Annotated in this window: 10 protein-coding genes and 1 pseudogene; 4 read left to right on the top strand and 7 right to left on the bottom strand. The window is 39.9% G+C overall.

Annotated features, from left to right (window positions below):
• Window positions 1–514 precede the first annotated feature (514 nt).
• On the top strand, window positions 515–2,134 hold the full coding sequence (purH, locus tag ACFIJR_RS02850; protein ID WP_375653496.1) for a bifunctional phosphoribosylaminoimidazolecarboxamide formyltransferase/IMP cyclohydrolase: 1,620 nt from the start codon (window positions 515–517) through the stop codon (window positions 2,132–2,134).
• A gap of 349 nt (window positions 2,135–2,483) precedes the next feature.
• On the top strand, window positions 2,484–2,636 hold the full coding sequence (locus ACFIJR_RS02845) for a DUF1127 domain-containing protein (RefSeq protein ID WP_273787606.1): 153 nt from the start codon (window positions 2,484–2,486) through the stop codon (window positions 2,634–2,636).
• Between the two features lie 914 nt (window positions 2,637–3,550).
• Here the strand turns inward: ACFIJR_RS02845 and ACFIJR_RS02840 are convergent.
• The 3 genes from ACFIJR_RS02840 to htpX form a co-directional block, all read right to left on the bottom strand.
• Window positions 3,551–5,296: a heparinase II/III family protein gene (locus ACFIJR_RS02840; protein ID WP_375653494.1), complete on the bottom strand. Its 1,746-nt coding sequence runs from the start codon at window positions 5,294–5,296 to the stop codon at window positions 3,551–3,553.
• A 64-nt stretch (window positions 5,297–5,360) separates the two neighbouring features.
• Window positions 5,361–6,725: an RsmB/NOP family class I SAM-dependent RNA methyltransferase gene (locus ACFIJR_RS02835; protein WP_375653491.1), complete on the bottom strand. Its 1,365-nt coding sequence runs from the start codon at window positions 6,723–6,725 to the stop codon at window positions 5,361–5,363.
• A gap of 47 nt (window positions 6,726–6,772) precedes the next feature.
• Window positions 6,773–7,819 (bottom strand): zinc metalloprotease HtpX, encoded by a 1,047-nt coding sequence (gene htpX, locus ACFIJR_RS02830; protein WP_375626328.1) that lies wholly within the window; start codon window positions 7,817–7,819, stop codon window positions 6,773–6,775.
• 83 nt (window positions 7,820–7,902) lie between these two features.
• Here htpX and ACFIJR_RS02825 point away from each other — a divergent pair, with 83 nt between their 5' ends.
• Window positions 7,903–8,118, top strand: a complete 216-nt coding sequence (locus ACFIJR_RS02825; protein ID WP_375651681.1) for a DUF1674 domain-containing protein — start codon at window positions 7,903–7,905, stop codon at window positions 8,116–8,118.
• A 135-nt stretch (window positions 8,119–8,253) separates the two neighbouring features.
• On the opposite strand, the gene rpsP is transcribed toward ACFIJR_RS02825, so the two are convergent.
• The 4 genes and pseudogenes from rpsP to ACFIJR_RS02805 all read right to left on the bottom strand — a co-directional run bounded on the left by rpsP (window position 8,254) and on the right by ACFIJR_RS02805 (window position 11,453).
• Window positions 8,254–8,628 carry a 30S ribosomal protein S16 gene (gene rpsP, locus ACFIJR_RS02820; RefSeq protein ID WP_273787601.1) on the bottom strand — a complete coding sequence of 125 codons (375 nt, stop codon included), beginning with the start codon at window positions 8,626–8,628 and terminating at the stop codon, window positions 8,254–8,256.
• 16 nt (window positions 8,629–8,644) lie between these two features.
• Window positions 8,645–8,973: pseudogene (locus ACFIJR_RS02815) on the bottom strand (chorismate mutase).
• Between the two features lie 24 nt (window positions 8,974–8,997).
• Entirely contained in the window at window positions 8,998–10,566 is a 1,569-nt protein-coding gene (ffh, locus tag ACFIJR_RS02810) for a signal recognition particle protein (RefSeq protein ID WP_375626291.1), read from the bottom strand.
• 230 nt (window positions 10,567–10,796) lie between these two features.
• Window positions 10,797–11,453, bottom strand: coding sequence for a carbonic anhydrase (locus ACFIJR_RS02805; protein WP_375653489.1), 657 nt, complete (start codon window positions 11,451–11,453; stop codon window positions 10,797–10,799).
• 274 nt (window positions 11,454–11,727) lie between these two features.
• On the opposite strand from ACFIJR_RS02805, the gene ACFIJR_RS02800 reads away from it, so the two are divergent.
• Window positions 11,728–16,437: an NAD-glutamate dehydrogenase gene (locus ACFIJR_RS02800; RefSeq protein ID WP_375653486.1), complete on the top strand. Its 4,710-nt coding sequence runs from the start codon at window positions 11,728–11,730 to the stop codon at window positions 16,435–16,437.
• Window positions 16,438–16,898 lie beyond the last annotated feature (461 nt).

The following is a 16,898-nucleotide window of genomic DNA, read 5'->3' as shown; positions in this document are numbered from 1 at the left end:
AAAAATGTGAAACAACGCATTATCTCCACTCTTAAAAAAATTCATTCTAAAAAAACATTGTCATAAAAGCTTTTGAAAAACATAAAGCCAAATTTAAAAATGATAGGAAAGATAGGCACTCATTTTTGCTTTTATAATTTTATATTCTTGCTTCATTAGATTGTTTCCCATCTCAGAGATTACTCCAACTGATATACGCAATACTTTCGCCTTCATCTAGTATAAAAGCTAATATAGCAGAGAATATACGGATGCATTTTTTGTTTCAAAACTGCTATGAAGATGAGATGTTGAGTTATAAGCAACAAAAAAACATTTAATGTCTCAATGAGACTTTACACCCACCACCACACCTCAAATGAGAGTGTTTTTACAGGATAATAAAAAAGATGAGTCATCCTATATTCTAAAAAGACAGTTTATCCTTTCAGTGTATTTTGCTAAAGGCTTATGCTATAAATGTATAAGCGTGTTTTACTAGAATTTTAACTCTTTAATTTTTAAGGCTTCTGTTATGGGTGTTGTTGCCAAAAATTTTCCCATACCTGATCTTCATCGGGTTCGTCGTGTTCTCTTTTCTGTGTCTGATAAAACGGGTGTGGTTGCTTTTGCACAAACCCTCCATGCTACTTACAATGTTGAATTAATCTCAACAGGAGGAACAGCCAAAACCCTCATAGCGGCTGGTTTACCCGTAAAAGATGTTGCTGAAGTTACTGGATTTCCTGAAATAATGGATGGGCGTGTAAAAACACTCCATCCTTTGATTCATGGTGCTTTGTTAGGGGTAAGAGAAGATCCTAGCCATAGGGAAGCTATGGAAAAGAACAGCATTCATGGAATTGATCTTTTGGTGGTGAATCTTTATCCTTTTGAAGAGACGATCCTATCGGGAGCCGATGGACAAACGATTCTTGAAAATATTGATATCGGTGGACCGGCGATGATTCGCGCCGCGGCAAAAAATTATGCTTATACCGGTGTTGTAACAGCGATAAAAGATTATGATTCGATTCTAGCTGAATTAAAGCAGCATAATGGGTGTTTAAGCTTATCTGTGCGTCATCAGCTAGCAATGCGCGCTTATGCACACACGGCTGCTTATGATACGGCAATAGCATCGTGGTTTGCACGGGATTTAAAAATTGAAACTCCATCGTGGCAGAGTTTTTCTGGTCATCTTGAAAGTGTTATGCGCTATGGAGAAAATCCACATCAACAGGCAGCATTTTATCGCAATAATGAAAAACGTTTTGGTATTGCAACAGCAAAACTTTTACAAGGCAAAGCGCTTTCTTATAACAATCTGAATGATACAGACGCAGCCTTTGAACTTGTGGCAGAATTTGATCCGCAAAAAACCGCTGCTGTCGCTCTTATTAAACATGCCAATCCTTGTGGTGTTGCGGAAGGAGAAAATTTGAAAGAAGCTTATTTGAAAGCTCTTATGTGTGATAATGTATCGGCATTTGGTGGAATTGTTGCTTTAAATCAACCCCTTGATGAGGAATGTGCTGAAGAGATTGTTAAAATTTTCACAGAAGTGATTATTGCTCCTGATGCCACAATGGCGGCACGTGAAATTATTGCCAAGAAAAAAAATCTTCGTTTGCTCATTACAGGTGGAGTTCCTGATCCACGCTGTGCAGGACTTCTTGCGAAAACACTTGCAGGAGGCATTTTAGTGCAATCGCGTGATAACGTAGTGGTTGATGATCTTAAATTGCAAGTAGTGACAAAGCGGGCACCAACTCAAGATGAAATGCGTGATCTTCAATTTGCTTTTCGTGTAGCAAAACACGTTAAATCAAATGCTATTGTATACGCGAAAAATAGCGCAACAGTTGGAATTGGAGCCGGACAAATGAGCCGCATCGATTCAGCAAAAATTGCTGCAAGTAAAGCAGCAGAAAGTGCCCAAAGAGCAGGCTTAACAGAAACTCTCACAAAAGGATCGGTTGTTGCATCAGATGCATTTTTTCCTTTTGCAGATGGTTTATTAGCAGCAGCTGAAGCAGGAGCAACAGCAGTTATTCAACCAGGAGGCTCCATGCGTGATGAAGAAGTTATCACGGCTGCTGATGCGCAGGGTTTAGCGATGGTTTTTACAGGAACACGACACTTCCGCCATTAATAATTTTACTAATTTCCTCTTCATATGAGACAAATGTTTCAAGGAACTGTTCATAATCATCATATGACTATTGATAACTGTTGAAATGGAAGCAGTTATTCAATCCAAAGAATCTACTCGTGAAGAAGTTTATCACCACAGAAAATGCACATAATTTAATCATTATTTAGGGATAGGATATTGTCGTTGTTAATATTTTTAATGGTTTCCCTTTCACATGAGCAAAATGTTAAAAGGGTATTATTTTGTATGTAGATGCATACCTGTTATGATATTATAACACAACTCTTTTTAGTAATATGCTCTATTCTTAAACTAAAGAGTGTAATGAAAAGTTTGAGTAGAGGATATGAATATTCTACGTTTTTATAGTAATTGGCGCCGTTATCGTCGAACCGTTAATGCATTAAGTTGTCTTTCAACATATGAACTCAGCGATCTTGGAATTTGTCGAGGTGATATTGATTCGATTGCACGGCGTTATTCGCGTAAATCTTTATAAAAGTTATTTGAAGCATTTGAGAGAGTGCTTTGCTATGAAAGAACACGCATTTTGTGGTTTGTTATTATGACTTCATTTTTAGTATAATAACAAAGAGCGGAGGGGCTGTCTTTTTCGGGCGCTGCTATGTATTGTTTCTTGAATTTTCAGTGCTTCTGTGATGTATAATATTTGATTAATAATTTAGCGTTATTCATATTGAATTAGAACCCCGAATACCGAAGATTCTCCCATTCAAAATCTATGTGTGTTGAATCAACCAAAACCATTCGCTTGCACGTTACAAGCGGGGGGTCCTGTGTGGATAAAAACTATTAAGAAAATTCTAAAAATGCCTCTTATGAACCATCTCTAATGCTAAGAGCTTGTTACAAATATTGGGCACTATAAATAGTGTGATAGTGCCGAATTGCTCCTTGCGTAAAGATGAGGTGCTTCATGGATTTACCGTTATACCCATCACAGACATCGTCGCGAAATAGGCTTGGAAGTATTAAGGGATTTTTCTTTAATATAAGTCCGTGAATATGCAATAAATAGCGCTCTGTTTTTTGTGAGGAACGTAACCCTATTAATGCAACTCTCTCAGAGAGAAATATTGATCCCAACAGCACACTTAAGAACTTATCGAAGATAAGCAACAGCTTTATTTTCTCTCCGCATCTTTAAAGAATGAAGATCCTTAACCAGTACTCATCTGTCAACAATGGTCTGTTAAAAACTCTTTTTTCGGGAGCCAATCCCTCTCTCTTAGCATCACCTCATGAGATTCTATGAGCAAACCTTGCCTAAAAACATCCAACCTATATTCTAACAAAATGCTTCATGTATAAAATTTATATGATCTTCAAATTTTGAGAATATTACCACAATAAACGATGATGTTTTGCGACACGAAGATAAAACGCAATATACTATGGGTTGGAACAATGTTCTGATTTTTTATCAAACGCTTTACGGATAAAACGCCAACGAACTTTTTCCTGAAATGCAGGACGAAAATATAAAACAATCTGTTGTGTCCGTTGTGGACCTGTTAATTCTGCAAAATCAATCGAATCTTCAAGAAAAATATCTGCATCAGGCGATATAAAATACCATACTTGTTCGCTCTTCACGTTCTCGTTCTTTACGGCTAAACAGACACGTTTGCCATCATAGTTAACTTCAACTTGTGGATGAAGATGAAACCGAACAGCAACATGATTTTGTTCATTTTGCACACTCTTGTGTCTCTTTCCCCCTTTATTTGGCATAAAAAAGCGATCAAAACCTTCGATCATATCTCCATTTGTCGCCAAAATAACACCACGCTCATGAATAAGATTAAAAGGTCGCACATAACCATTATGACTCGCAATAAAACCCGTCTTCTCTGAATCCTCTATACGGCGCACTTGAACTTCCCTGGGTCCATCAAACAAAAATGGCGCGCCATTTTTCTTTTTATGATAAAAAGCACCCACTGAACAATCATTAAGCGTAGCTGTTGAATGTGCTGCAGTAACACGCCCTAAATGTCGATAATCTTCCCGACCATCAGGATTAACACCAGTATTGATAATAAAACGGTGCCCTTGTGAAGACATTTCAAAAGACAAACACCCCGAACAAGCCTGCTGTGCTACAAAGCGGGGTGGAAACTTTCCTGTATCTGCAAGCACTGTTGTTTGATTGGCTTTTAAGCGCTGAAATCCTGAATAACGGGCATAACTAAAAGGATGCCCTCCTGTTTCATCAAGCTTCAAAAGGGACGATAACCGTTCCGACACAAGGGGACCAACCCCATTAAAATGAGCCAACGTTTGATCCTCATGGATAAAGAATCGTAAAGCTGGCAACATACGCTCAACAGAATCAATCAAAATACGGGGTGCTGTTTCATTGCTACGCATAAAAAGATGCCGTAACGACAATAAATCCGATAACAAATTCAGCAAAATAACAGGACTACGAGAAATATGCCCACCATCAACTAGGATTTGACGGGAAAGCTCTTTTATAAGTGTGGTTTGTACCTTTTTTTTCACTGCCACAGAAACAGGCAAAGCAAGAGATGCGAACGTCAAAGCCGCTGCTGCTTGTAAACGTCGGTCATCATGCTCCATACTGCAAATTGTTACGCGCAAATAACGAAATTGCAAACCAAGCGCACGTAAAAAGCGTTTTTCAAACCGCTCACTTGCTCCTTCTAACAACATTTTCGAGTGACAAATCCATGAAATCAAGCGCCGCGCCACAACAGGACCACTCCAAGCAAGCCCTTTTACCTTCTTGCCAGCATGGTCAAACCAATCTTCTAAAAGAGAACGTGCATGTGCAGAAGCTAAATCACTTCCTGCTGCCTCCATATGGCGCAACCAATGAAAATCATGTAGAGCTGCTTCCCATTCTAGCGTTGGTGGAACCAATGCAAACGGCGAAACAGCACCAGAATGAACAATGTGACCAGCAAAAGCAAAACGACCATGATAAAATTCATGCGCCATCATAGGATCAGCCACATGCAAATCCATGGGATGCGCTAAAATTTTATGAGGACGAAACCCTGAAAACCGCCAACGAAACAATGGTCCAACCCATAAACGCCGCATAACATTCTGTATCGTATCGATACAGGCTGCCACTTTTACCTGAGGAGCTTTTACCGCAACCGCCAAAACTTCATCTCCATTTATGCTGATTCAAATACAATTTCGACCATTTTTGTAAATGAAGCGTTAATTAAGCAATTTTTCGTAAGCGCGCAGCAAAAAAACCATCCATTCCTAAAAATGCGGTTTTCTCAGCATCAAAATTTTTATGACAAAAATCCGCAGGCGTTGTACGTAACATCCCCCCACAAAGCAAATGTGCCAGTGCTCCCATTTCCTCTGGATAAATAGGTTCTAAAACAATGTCATTGCGTGTCGATAAAATTTTTTCAATAAGATCTTCACCTTCTTCTCTTGCCAATGAACAATTGGAAAAAATAATCAGTCCCCCCACCTTTACCAAGGAAATTGCTGCGACAAGTAAATCATTTTGCAACGCCGCTAACTTGATGATATCATCCCTCGATTTCGTCCATAAAATATCTGGATGACGACGGATCGTTCCAGTAGAAGAACAAGGAGCATCGAGAAGAACCGCATCAAAAAGCTGTGTGGGATGGAAATTTCTCACATCGCCCTGCCAAATGTGAACTGAAAAACGAAGCCGTTCCATATTTTCTTTTAAACGCTTTACGCGGTTAGCAGAAAGCTCAATTGCTGTCACCTCTGCCCCTTGTAAAGCCAATTGTGCTGTTTTTCCCCCAGGGCTTGCACAAAGGTCAGCAACTCGTTTACCCCGAAGTGTTCCTAGTAAACAAGCAGGCAACGCTGCAGCAAAATCTTGAACCCACCAAGTTCCTTCACTATAGCCTGGTAAATCAGAAACAGAACTCTCTAGACGATTTAATCGAACAGAACCATTGGGCAACACCACACCGCCAAGCCTTTTAGCCCATCCAACACTGTCAGATTTCACTGTCAAATCGAAAGGGGGTTCCACACTTTGAATTGCTATAATCTGATGCGCCTTTTCTGTTCCATAAGCTGATATTAAAAGCTGTCCAAACCACGCTGGCACACCTTCAATGGTAGGAACTTGTTGACGTAAAGGCTCTGCCTCACGTGCAACATTGCGCAAAAGAGCATTCACCACCCCTGAAAAACGGCGCATTCGAGGATCAAGTTTCGCCACACGCACAGCTAAATCAATAGCCGCATGATCGGGAATATCAAGATAAAGAATTTGTGCAACACTGATATGCAAAAGATGCTGAAGTGAAAGTGCTTGTGAAGGCAAAGGACGCGCCAAAAAGCGTGAAAGAGCCGCCATAATCTGCCCTCGATGACGCAATGAAGCTGTTAAAATAGCCCGACATAACAAACGATCTCGCTGTGAAAGCTTTAAATATTGTGGATGTCCGTGTTCATTATCCGTCAAACCAGACAGAGGCGTGTACTTATCAACTACCGCCCCCAAAAGACGCACACACACCTGTCGAACAGCTAACCCTGGAACATTTTTTTCAGACACATGCCCCGCTTTTTTGTGTTTCAAAACACCACCTTTATATCACTATTTCCTTAAAAAATCCCTCAATAACTCTATGAACGAGATCTTTTTGAATTTTCATAACGAAGCCAAGAAGGACGCTTTGTAACACGCTGAAAAGGACTGTTTTCTTGCTCACCTAATGTATGAGCCTGACCACTATGAAAATCCGCATAGCTCATCCCGCTGCTTTTTTCATGTATAGCGTCTTCTTTATTCCATCCCACACTTTTGGCAAGAGCCCCTTTCATCTCTTCTGCTTGCTGATAAAGAGCAGCAATACGATTTGCAGTTGCTGGATGTGTCGAAAAAAGACTATCCGCTCCCTCACCGCTCAAAGGATTAATAATAAACAGATGCGCGGTTGCTGGATTATGCTCTGCTTCTTCATTATATACCCCACGTCCCCCATCAGCAATCTTACGCAATGCCGAAGCCAACCATAAAGGATTACCACATATTTCAGCCCCTCTCCGATCCGCAGCATATTCCCGCGTACGGCTAATCGCCATTTGCACCAGCATCGCTGCAAAAGGTGCCACGAGCAATGCAATAAATCCTCCAATTGCCCCAGCGCCATGAGAATCTTCTGAAGAGTTCCGCGGTCCTCCCATAAAGAAAGCAAAATTACCAAGCATTGAAATTGCCCCTGCAATCGTCGCGGTTAGAGTCATTGTTAAGGTATCACGATGCTCAATGTGTGCAAGCTCATGCGCCATAACGCCGGCAATTTCCTCTGAACTCAACCGCTCTAACAACCCAGTACTTGCAGCAACAGCAGCATTTTGCGGATTACGTCCCGTCGCAAAAGCATTTGGCTGTGCATTCTCAATAACATAAACCTTTGGTTGAGGAAGAGAAGCCCTTTGTGCTAAATCGCTTACAATCTTATAATAAACTGGTGCTGAATGCTGATCAACTTCACGCGCCCCGTACATGCGTAAAACGATTTTATCCGAATTCCAATAAGAAAAAAAGTTTAAACCACTTGCCATCAAAAGAGCAATGACCATGCCACCACCCCCTCCAACAAGATAACCAACTCCCATAAAAAGAGCAGTTAAAAAAGCCAAAAGCATGGCTGTACGCATTATATTCATTACTCAAAAAACTCCATGATAAAAGTCAATCAATATTATATGATGGTGTTTTCTTTCTGCTTCTTCAATGGAATAGGTGTAAAATGAATAAAAAAGATGAGAATACAAGCAAAAAAAACGCAAATGTCGTTAAACAGCAATCTCTTTCTCCCGCAGCACAACGCGCCCTTAAAGAAGCTGAAGAAAGGCGAAAAAGCGCAGCAAAAAAAGAACAACCTTTAGAAAACGGCGGACGCGGCGGAAAAGACCCTTCCCGCTATGGAGACTGGGAAATTAAAGGCCGCGCTATTGACTTTTAAAACCATTGATTTTTAAAAAACCAGCGCTGTTTAAACAAGCCACTTTTTAAAGAAAATCCGTTTTTGATAAACAAAAACGGATAATATTTATTTTTCTAAAGCTTTTAAAGACACGTTGATAAACAACCATGCTTCTTATGCTGAAGCAGATTCTGCTTCAGCCGCTGCCGCTGCTTCTTCTGCCGCTTGCTTTGCTGCTGCTATACGTTCTTGTGCTTTTTTACCCGGTTCACCTTTATGTGGATTATTACGAGTTGGACGCTTTTTCAAGCCAGCTGCATCTAAAAACCGTAAAACGCGATCTGTTGGTTGAGCCCCTTGCCCAAGCCAATATTGGATACGTTCTTCATTAAGTTTTACCCTCGGTCCATCTTTAGGCAACATTGGATCCCATGCACCAACACGCTCAAGAAACCGCCCATCGCGCGGACTACGAACATCTGCAACGACGATATGATAATAAGGACGTTTTTTTGAACCTCCACGGGACAAACGAATTTTCAATGCCATATTTTATCTCCTATTGTCAGCTCTGGCTTTCGTTTAAATTGACTTTTTTGTTTTTTGCTCTTCAGCAATAACTTCATGATGACTCACAACTTCTTTAATAATAAATTTTAAAAATCTTTCAGCAAAATCAGGATCAAGATCACTATCCATAGCCAATTGCCGCAAACGCTCTACCTGATATTGCTCACGCAGAGGATCTACTTTAGGCAAATCATAACGCGCTTTTAAGCGCCCAACAGCTTTCGTACAACGAAAACGCTCTGCTAAGATATGAATCAAAGTTGCATCAAAATTATCAATAGATGCTCGTAAATGTGCTAATTCTTTTAATACTGTTTCCTGCATCATATTCCTTTCCCTCTTCACATCTTATTTTTTCTTAGGATGCTGAGGAAATTTTCCCCTATCGGCAATGCCATTGGAAAGACCAGGAAATATAGGTCCACGCTTGGGAAGTCCGGGCAAGAACTTCTCTCCATTACCATTTTCAATTTGCTTTTGAAGCGTTGAGAATTGCTTTGGATCCAATCCTGACAAATCAGGCATAGCTGGAGAATCCCCCCCCAAATTTCCCATACCACCAAAACCCATTTTGGAACCAAGTCCTCCCAACATTTTTCCCATCAAACCACTTTTTCCTTTACCACCCATGGCTTTCATCATATCAGCCATTTGGCGATACATCTTTAAAAGTTTATTAATATCAGCTGCCGTTGTACCAGATCCCTTAGCAATTCTCTGTTTGCGGCTATGTTTTAAAAGCTCTGGATTCGCCCGCTCTTGCAGTGTCATAGATGAAATAATGGCCAATTGACGATCAAACAAACGATCATCAAACCCCGCAGCCGCAATCTGCTCTTTGACCTTCCCCATTCCTGGCAACATGCCCATAATACCGCCCATTCCACCCAGTTTTTTCATTTTCTGCAACTGTTCTGCAAGATCATTCAGATCAAATTTTCCGGCTTGCATTTTTTTTGCAAAAGCAGCAGCTTTCTCATGATCCATTGTTTCAGCAGCTTTTTCAACCAAAGAAACAATATCCCCCATTCCCAGAATACGATCAGCAATACGACTGGGATGAAATTCTTCTAAGGCATCTATTTTTTCACCAGTTCCAATTGCTTTAATTGGTTTACCTGTAACAGCACGCATAGAAAGAGCAGCGCCACCACGCCCATCACTATCCATCCGTGTTAAAATAATCCCTGTAATCCCTACACGCTCATCAAAAGAACGAGCAAGATGAACGGCATCTTGCCCCGTCAAACTATCAGCCACCAACATAATCTCATGAGGAAGGGCACATGCTTTAATTTCAGCCAATTCAAGCATCAAAGCTTCATCAATATGATTACGTCCTGCTGTGTCAAGAAGAAGCACGTCATAACCACCTAATTTAGCAGCCTGCACGGCACGTGATGCAATATCAACAGGCAGCTGACCCGCAATAATAGGCAAGCTTGCAAGTTTTGCCTGTTCTCCCAATTGGCGCAATTGCTCCTGTGCAGCGGGACGGCGTGTATCTAATGACGCCATGAGAACTTTTTTATTATGCTTATCAGTAAAACGTTTTGCAAGCTTTGCTGTTGTAGTTGTTTTTCCGGAACCTTGCAAACCAGTCATCATGATAACAACTGGAGCTGGTGCATTTAAATCACTCAGAACGCTTTCATTTCCAAGAATATGAACCAATTCATCATGAACAATTTTAACCACCATTTGGCCTGGTTTAATTGATTTAACGATTTCGGCCCCAACAGCTTTTTCCCGAACCCTATCGGTAAAAGAGCGTACAACATCAAGAGCAACATCAGCTTCCAATAAAGCGCGACGAATTTCACGCAGCGCCTCTACAACATCCTGATCCGATAAAGCGCCACGTCCCGTCAAATGAGACAGAATAGAACCAAGTCGCTCTTGCAAGGATTCAAACATCATTTACCTCATTGTTGCATAACAAACAAACCAAAATAACATCCGAGAACGCATCGCGCCGTCGGATGTTGACCTCTGAGATCTCTTTATACCCTTAAACTGGGGTCTCAGTCGGTGGCTCCAAGTTAATTTTGTCACTGAAAGCTTGCTCCTTCAAACAATAAAACCCCAGCTTTGTCAAGTTTTATCATAAAATGTCTTTTTATACGAAGAAATAAAAACAGCAAATACTATACTTCAAAACTTTCAACTTCAACACGCATAAAACAACCTGTTTCCTGTTCTATACTCCATAATTTTCCGCTAGAGATATCAAACCAAACCCCATGCAATGTCAAAAAACCTTGATCTTTGCGAAGCTTTATCCACGGAAACGTCTCTAAATTTCTCAACGAATGGCGAATAGAAAGCTGCTCTAATGCCGTCTGTTTTTCTGGCCACGACAGCGACTTATTATTCAAAACGATTTCTGCTGCTGGTGCTAAGAGACTTATCCATTGACCAATAAAATCATTTGATGATAAAGATTTATATGTCTCATTAAGAGCAGTACGAATGCCTCCACAATGGGCATGACCAAAAACGACAATATGTCTCACCTTAAGCAATTGCACAGCATATTCAAGAGCTGCTGATGTTGCGTGATATTGATCATCAGGAGAAAAAGGAGGAACCACATTCGCCACGTTGCGCATGGTGAAAATTTCCCCTGGCTTAGCATCAAAAATCATTTCTGGTACTGCACGCGAATCACAACAAGCAATGACCAAAACTTCAGGTTTCTGCCCCTCAATCGCCAATTGCTGATAATCTGCTATTTTATATAAAAAATGATTGTTTATAAAGTTTTGGTAACCACTTAAAAGTCTTTCTGGTAAACGCGCCATTCTCTCTTTACTTTTGCTTCTTTTTTTACTTTCATTTTGTATATTTTAAAAAACAAACTATTAACATACAAAAATACTAAAAGTGCCCTTTCTTTGACGCAAAATATTTCTTTAGAGTACAAACTATTACTAAAAAATAGCAAAAACAAACTCATTCTTTCCAAATAAAGAGCTATTTTCTTCAAGAAGAAGGTGTTACAGTATACAAAAATATAATGGTCTGCTTTTAAAAAGATGAAGAGAAGACCCCTAAGAGCAAAAAGGGAGAGTGAATGTGTTGCAACAAAAAAAAACAGAAACAAAAAACACCCAAGATAAAATAGAAGAAATCCTTTTTGCTCAAACAGATGAAGAAGATATTGTTTATTACGAAAATAAAGAACTTCAAAAAGCCGCAGCCATCGCAGTAAAAGCTTTTAATCTCCATCAGACGGGAAAAAATACTATCTACTTTGACCAAAATTTGACCCGTAATAACAAGCCTATAACCGCTATCACGCTTGTCAATGATAACAAACCCTTCCTTCTCGATTCTATTTTAAATGTTTTCAATCAACACAAAAACCATATCTATTTAATTGCGCACCCTATTCTTGATTGTACTTCTGGAAAACGCATCAGTCTGATGCAAATTCACATCGAGTCATTAAACAAACAGCAAATACAAAAACTTGAAAATGAACTCATCTTAGTTCTTGAACAGGTTAATGCTGCTGTACAAGACTGGAAACCTATGCTTGAAGAAGTTAAAAAGCATATTCATGCCTACCAAATAAGCCTTCCCCCGCACTACAAACAAGAAGGTGAAAAGGCTATTGAATTTCTTCACTGGCTAATGGACGATAATTTCATTTTCCTTGGTATGCGCACTTACAACTTCATCAAAGACCAAAAACCCCTAAAATCCTTTACAGCGAGTAATATTGAACTTGGTATACTCACGGATGCTTCTATTCATATTGTTGACGATGAAAGTATGAAAGAACCTCCTCAAGAAGTTTTATCCTTCATGGAAAGCGATAATCTGTTTATCGTGACAAAAGCTAACAGTCGCTCCAAAATTCACCGTTCTGTCTGGCTCGATTATATTGGTCTTAAAATATTTGATAAAGAAAAACAACTCTGTGGAGAATTACGCATTGTAGGGCTTTTTACCTCCTCAGCTTATACACGTTCTATTTTGCAAATTCCTTTCTTAAAAGAAAAAGCCCAAACTATTATTCAACGTCTTGGACACAATCACGCCGATTATTCAGGAAAAGCACTCGTCAGTGCTTTAGAAACCTATCCAAGAGATGAAATGTTTCGCTCTGATGTTGATACATTGACAGAAAACACTAAACTTATTCTACAATTAGATGAGCGCCCACGTTTACGGGTTCTTGCCCACACTGATTCTTTTGGGCGCTTTGTTTCTATCCTTGTCTACGTACCGCGTGACCAATATAGCAGCAGCCTGCGTGAAAAAGTTGGCGAACATTTTGTTGAGCTCTATAAAGGCGACTTTTTTGAATCTTATCCGCTATTTTTGGAAAGCACCCTTATACGTGTCTATTATATCATCCATCGCAAAGGAAACGAGACTGTTCCCCTTCACGAGCGCTCCACACTTGAACAACATGTACGTTCGATTGCACGAAGTTGGGAAGACAGCGTTCAAGCCATCGCTCTTACTCAGAAAACAACAGAGCAACAAACACGTCTAGCCAGCGAATTTCCCAACAGCTATCGTGATTTATTTTCAGCTGAAGACGCTATTAACGATGCAGGACATATTTTAAATCTTCATGATGAGAAGCCCCTTTTCGTGAACTTTTATCACACACAAAATAAAGAAAAACGTACTATTTCTCTTCGGCTTTTTCACCGCCATGAAGCTCTTGCCCTTTCCAAACGCGTACCACTCCTTGAAAACATGGGGTTTCGCGTTATTGCCGAACAAACCCTTGAATTACCAGATGGCTATGGGCACTCTGTGTATCTTCATGATATGCAGCTGGAAAGTACTTTCCAGCTCTATATCGATTTTGAAAAAAACGGTCAAAAACACGCCGAAACCTTTGAGGCAATTTGGGCACAAAATGCTGATAATGACGCTTTTAATGCACTCACCCAAACAGCTGAACTTGATTGGCATGAAATTGTTATTTTGCGCCATTATGGGCGCTATCTCCAGCAAGCTGGTATTCCTTATTCGCAAGATCGCGTTGCCCAAACTTTAAATGCTTATCCTGACATTACCCAAGATCTTTATGCTTTATTTCATTTAAAGTTTCACCAAAGCCATACAGAAAAAGAACGGGAAAAAAGCCAACAGGTTATTCAAAAGCGTATTGGAGAAAAATTACGGAAAGTGTCTGGTTTAGATGATGATCTCATCTTACGCCGTTATTGCAACCTTATCGATGCGAGTTTACGAACGAATGCCTTTACGCCTCTTGACGATGGAAGTCCACGGCGTATTTTAGCCACCAAATTAAATCCGCGCCAAATTGAGGATTTGCCTGAACCACGCCCTTACCGAGAAATTTTTGTTTATGGACCGGAAGTTGAAGGGGTACATTTGCGTTTTGGACCTATCGCTCGTGGTGGCATTCGTTGGTCTGACCGCGCATTAGATTATCGTACCGAAGTCCTCAGCTTAGTCAAAGCCCAACAAGTTAAAAATGCAGTTATCGTTCCTGCAGGTGCAAAAGGGGGTTTTTATCCCCATCGGCTTCCCCAAACAAATGACCGTGCTCTCATTATAGAAGCAGCACAACAAGCTTATACAGACTTTATCACAGCTTTGCTCTCAATCACAGACAATCTAATTAACGGCAAAATAAGTTCTCCCCCCAATGTCATCTGTCATGATGACCCTGACCCCTATTTTGTTGTCGCAGCAGACAAAGGAACAGCAACTTTTTCTGATACCGCCAACGCCATCAGCCAAGCAAATCACTTTTGGCTCGATGATGCTTTTGCCTCTGGAGGCTCAGCAGGTTACGACCACAAAGCCATTGGTATTACAGCCAAAGGTGCATGGGAAGCTGTCAAAAGACATTTTAGAGAAACATTTGATCAGGATATTCAAACAACGCCCTTCACCTGTGTCGGTGTTGGAGACATGTCTGGCGATGTCTTTGGTAATGGGATGCTACTTTCCAAACAAACAAAATTGATTGCCGCTTTTGATCACCGCGATATCTTTATTGATCCAGATCCAAGCATAGACGAAAGCTATGCAGAGCGTATGCGCCTTTTTAAACTTCCTCGCTCCAGCTGGCAAGATTACGATCAAAGCAAATTATCAAAGGGCGGTGGTATCTTCTCACGAAAAGAAAAAACCATTACTCTCTCACCTGAAGCAGCACAAGCCATTGGTTTCGAAAAACAAACAGGAACACCCTTTGAAATTATATCTGCTCTTCTCAAAGCCCCTGTTGATCTTTTATGGTTCGGCGGCATTGGTACTTATATCCGCGCAGCAACAGAAAATGATGCCCAAGTAGGTGATCGTGCGAATGATGCGATACGCATTACCGGAGAGCAAGTGCGTGCAAAAATTATTGGCGAAGGGGCTAATCTTGGTGTTACACAACGCGGACGGATTGAATATGTCTTAAATGGTGGTCGATGCAATACGGATGCCATTGACAATTCTGCTGGTGTGAATTGTTCTGATATTGAGGTCAATCTCAAAATTGTTCTTGCATCAGCACTACGTGCCAAAACGTTAACCCGCGAAGATCGCAATAAGCTCTTGAAAAAAATGACACCTCAAGTCGAGCAACTCGTTTTGCGCAACAATTATCTACAACCCCTTGCTCTTTCTTTGGCGGAAAATCAAAGCACTACTGATTTGCCCTATCAAATACGCTTTATGCACGATTTGGAACAAAAAAAGCTTCTAGATCGTAGAGTTGAAATACTCCCTGATGAGCAAATTTTACGACAAAGAACAACCCAAGGCAAAGGTCTTCTCCGTCCAGAACTCGCTGTTATTTTTGCATATGCTAAATTAACCTTAAAAGAAGAAATTGCTAATAACCCCATTGTTGATGATCACTATTTCAATACAACCTTGCTGAACTATTTTCCAACACAAATTCAAGAAAATTTTAAGAAGGAAGTCATTAACCATCAATTGCGTCGTAATATTATAGCAACGCTGATTGCCAACGATATTGTAAATCGTGGAGGCCCCACTTTTGTTAATAGACTACACGATGCAACAGAACAAAAAGCTGAAAATATTATTCGCGTTTTCATTGCCATTCGCGATGGTTTTGAAATTCCTCAATTGTCTGAGCAAATTGATAAGCTTGATAATAAAATACCCGGTCTTGTCCAAAACAAATTCTACGCAGCAATGACCCCAATGCTCTTTGAAACAACCAGTTGGGGTTTACACAACATAGATCTCTCACGTCCATTAGAAGAAATCGTAAAAACAATAAAGCAAGCCCGTAGCATTATTGAAAAAGAGCTTATGCATTCTCACGACAACGATATTAAGCAAAAGATTGAGGAAAAAGCATTACACTACAGCGAAGAGGGAGCACCAAAAGCATTAGCGAAGCAATTAGCTCTCTTAGAAGCTGCTTCAACAATCTGTGATATTTCTTTAATTGCAAAAAAAAGCAACAGTGATCTTATTAAAACCGCAGAGATCTATTTTTCACTTGCACAAATCATTCGTATAAACCGCATTAACGAAGCAAGTCGTATAATTCCTGTAGTAGATTATTATGATAGTATGGCTTTAAGCCAAGCCAAAGAAAATGTTTCTGAAAGCTTACGGCAAATCGTTATGAAAATCCTCAAAAATTATGGAAAGAAAAAAGATCCTTTTGACACTTGGAAAAAAACAGAAGAAAATCATATTCACAACATTACAAACCGCATTAGTGCCCTTATTGAAAATGATCTCAATATTTCTCGTTTTACTTTTGCAGCAGGATTGATTTCTCAACTTCAAAATACTGGCTTTAAAACCTAAAGCAGATACAAAACAACCCATTCAATCTCCCGTTCTATCCATACATGACTAATTAGTAAGGGAAGAACGGAAGCGCTATCCCGCATTTTGAGACAAAGCGCTTAAAATAAAAAATAAATTCAAATTTTACTGTCAAATATCCTTCAACATAAAAATATAATATATTGATTTACAATCATAGTTTTATTATTTTTATGTTGAAGGAGAAGCTGATATTCTAAGTTTTTCTTATTTCAAGTCTGTTTATATTCAATCAATTAAACGCATTGCCCCTTGCATATTGCAAATGAGAAAAGCGTATAGATAAAAAACATTAAAGAAAGAACTAAATGCCCCCTTCTAGCTTCTTACTCCATAAACGAAAAGATGGTGGTGCTTAATGGCTTTATCATTATACCATTCATAGGCAACATCGTGAAATAGAAAGCACTGAGAAATATTTTTTTAACAAATGCGTAAAT

The organism is Bartonella sp. OD88NMGDW (assembly GCF_042193775.1).
Lineage (GTDB): Bacteria > Pseudomonadota > Alphaproteobacteria > Rhizobiales > Rhizobiaceae > Bartonella > Bartonella grahamii.
Note: the sequence above shows the minus strand (reverse complement) of the source record. Positions and strands in the feature narration are given on the sequence as shown.

What these genes read in the sequence shown, in the direction of transcription:
- purH (WP_375653496.1), top strand. Translation starts at nt 515, where the DNA reads ATGGGTGTTGTTGCCAAAAATTTTCCCATACCTGATCTTCATCGGGTT.
- ACFIJR_RS02845 (WP_273787606.1), top strand. Translation starts at nt 2,484, where the DNA reads ATGAATATTCTACGTTTTTATAGTAATTGGCGCCGTTATCGTCGAACC.
- htpX (WP_375626328.1), bottom strand. Translation starts at nt 7,819, where the DNA reads ATGAATATAATGCGTACAGCCATGCTTTTGGCTTTTTTAACTGCTCTT.
- ACFIJR_RS02825 (WP_375651681.1), top strand. Translation starts at nt 7,903, where the DNA reads ATGAATAAAAAAGATGAGAATACAAGCAAAAAAAACGCAAATGTCGTT.
- rpsP (WP_273787601.1), bottom strand. Translation starts at nt 8,628, where the DNA reads ATGGCATTGAAAATTCGTTTGTCCCGTGGAGGTTCAAAAAAACGTCCT.
- ffh (WP_375626291.1), bottom strand. Translation starts at nt 10,566, where the DNA reads ATGTTTGAATCCTTGCAAGAGCGACTTGGTTCTATTCTGTCTCATTTG.
- ACFIJR_RS02805 (WP_375653489.1), bottom strand. Translation starts at nt 11,453, where the DNA reads ATGGCGCGTTTACCAGAAAGACTTTTAAGTGGTTACCAAAACTTTATA.